Annotated in this window: 3 protein-coding genes; 1 reads left to right on the plus strand and 2 read right to left on the minus strand. The window is 51.9% G+C overall.

Annotated elements, in window-relative coordinates:
* The first annotated feature begins 192 nt into the window (after positions 1–192).
* A complete protein-coding gene (gene cas1, locus CW742_RS10070; protein WP_292419918.1) occupies positions 193–1,122 on the plus strand; it encodes a CRISPR-associated endonuclease Cas1 in 930 nt (309 codons plus the stop codon).
* Here cas1 and CW742_RS10075 read toward each other — a convergent pair.
* Both CW742_RS10075 and CW742_RS10080 read right to left on the minus strand, forming a co-directional pair.
* Positions 1,106–1,405 (minus strand): acylphosphatase, encoded by a 300-nt coding sequence (locus CW742_RS10075; protein WP_292419920.1) that lies wholly within the window; start codon positions 1,403–1,405, stop codon positions 1,106–1,108. The genes cas1 and CW742_RS10075 overlap by 17 nt on opposite strands.
* A partial coding sequence (locus tag CW742_RS10080) for a hypothetical protein (protein ID WP_292419923.1) occupies positions 1,405–2,704 on the minus strand: 1,300 nt, incomplete at its 5' end. The genes CW742_RS10080 and CW742_RS10075, both read right to left, overlap by 1 nt.

Here is a 2,704-nt window from a genome sequence, read left to right on the forward strand (position 1 = left end):
ATGTACCCCTGTTATGCTATTGCATGACAAGTGTATATATCACGATTGCATCTGGTAAAAACACACCGAAATGGAACCGCCTGCGCAATTTTTTTACCCTGCGGTTACCGGATTCATGAGGAAAACGATGTATTAATCAATGGAAATGTGGTAGTAATGAGATAGGAGAGCGAACATTTTTTGGTGTTGGACGTGACGGAAGTTCCCTGGGTGTCAGTGAGCGGGTACGGTGCCCATATCAAGGCATCCAGAAGAACCCTGTTTGTCCAGAAGAGACAGTCGGTTGAAGAGTATCCCCTCGACCAGGTCAAACACCTCCTTGTGGTTGGGGGGCACACGATCGCCTCTTCGGTAATCACCCGGCTCGTGCGGGAAGGTTCCTGTATATCCTTCTTCGAACCGGATGGCACACCTGCCGGCATAATCCGGCCGTATGGAAGTGAGGTGCAGGATGACCTTTGCAAGCTGCAGCGAGAAACACCCCGCCAGCGATATGCGGTTTCCCTTGCCCGCGGGTCGTTAACCTCCCGCCTCATTGTCATTGAACGTACGGAAGAATCAATAGGCAGTGCTCTTTGCTATGCGGGAGAGCTTGAACTGATGCACAACTCTCTTGAAGAGAAGGCGTACCTGATCAAGCTTGACGAGATCCGCCGCCTTCACCGTCTCACATCCGATATGTATTACGAGATCCTGGCGCGAAGTCAGCCCCCCGTTCTTGGATTTCGCAGACGGACCATGAAGCCCCAGACCGATCCGGTGAATGCAATGCTCTCCTTTGGATATGCACTCCTTTACGGGGCCTGTTCGGTTGCCGTCATTGGCGCCCGGCTTGACCCGGATTATGGATTTCTCCATGAAGGTGCCGGCAGCCTGATCCAGGACCTGATCGAACCCCTCAAGGCAGGAATGATCGATGAGGTCGTGTCCGCCATCGGCAGGAAGACCCTCCATTCCCTTGATTATGAGGTTGGAAGTGACCGATGCCTGTTATCCGATGATCTCATGAAGTCGATGATCCGAACCTTCTACACGACAATCAATGCACAAAAGGTAGATGAACAGGTTCTTGCCATGCTTACGGCAATAACAGCAAAAAGTGAGTTCAAAGCCCGGTACTGATATGGCTTTCGCCCCGGATGATTGAAAAATCATCAAATGGTTTATACGGGATCTCGGTGATCTTCACCTCGCGGACAACCGCACGGGGACAACTGTACAACATCGAGAGGAACTTCTCGATGATCATCGGTTCGCCGGTTGCGTAAACCTGAACTCTGCCATCATGGAGGTTGATGACTGTACCATTGATGTGAAGATCTATTGCGATCTTTTTAATGCATGCCCGAAACCCCACCCTCTGGACCCGGCCGCTGATATGGACCTCGATGGTTTTGGCCTCCATTACATCTCCTGCATGATCTTGATGGCATGGCCAAGTTCGTCAAAGACCTCATCCCGCAACGTGGACTGCCGGATGTTGGTTGCTGCATCGATGGCATTGTCCAGGATCTCCTGGGCGGCATGTTCGCATCCGGCAGAATAGCACTTGAGGGCGATGTCACACATGATATGGGAGCGGCGTGAGAGCGGGCGGATGATCCGTGCCTCCTTCACGGCGTTCTGGATCATCTTCCGTGCCACTTTGCCTTCCCCCATCTGTTTGAAAAAAATTGCAAGGTTGCAAAAGAGAATCGACTCCTTCCCGCGATCGGCAACACTCCGTACCAGTCGCTCGAGAGTGATGATCTGGCTTGGGTGGATGCCCTCTTTGGTGATCTTCTCTGAAAGGAGGCGGATTTTCATATACTGCGGTATCACTTCGTACTTCTCATCAGTCTCCAGTTGGCTGAGCCGTTCGATACGCAGCGTGTCATCATCGATCGATCTGAAGAGCTGGATGGCCGCTTTACGATACCGTACATCCTTTGTCTTCTCATGCAGCATCAGGTAAACCTGTGCAATGTTGCCCCTGATCGTATCGGCGATTGACGGGATATTGATCTTCTTTGTCAGGGCCTCGGATCGTTTTAACAGCTCGTCCGGAATATCCGTATCTCCACAGTCCTGCAGGGCGAGAGGCACGATAGCGAGGAGGGTGTCTGCTTTCTCATAGGGTGACAAAATGCGATCGGTTGCCTGTACCATTGTCTGTAAAAAATCGCTGCACCGATGCCGGTCTTTCCGGATCATCCGGTATATCGACATGAGAGAGTGAATATATTCGACAGGATCCCGGATCTTCGCGACGATGGACAATGCAGATTCTATCCACTCCTCCCGGGGATCTGCTGCATGGAGACTTACGAGCGCGATGATGATCTGCCTCCGTGCCAGCTCATCCTTGTCGAATTCAACGCCTTTCAGGAGGGCGATGCCCCTCCTGACACATCCCGCCGAAAATTGAGTGTCCATCGAACTCCTGACGGTTGCCAGATCCGAAAGGATCAGGATCTTCTGATATTCAGCGGGAAGTGTCTCAAGGCGCTCACAGATCTCGGTCTGGATCTCACGTGAACAAGCAGTGTCTCCTTTCTTACTTACGGCATCGAGGAGATTGCAGAGCCCGGTGAGTTTTGCAAACGGGTTGACGATCCGGTGAATTATCCGGGAAATGAGACTTGTTATCCCCGGATACGTTTTCACACCCTCATTTCTCTGGAGGAGATACGCCAGAACCTCATAGGGATCAGTGGAATCGGGC

Source organism: Methanoregula sp. (assembly GCF_002835825.1).
Lineage (GTDB): Archaea > Halobacteriota > Methanomicrobia > Methanomicrobiales > Methanospirillaceae > Methanoregula.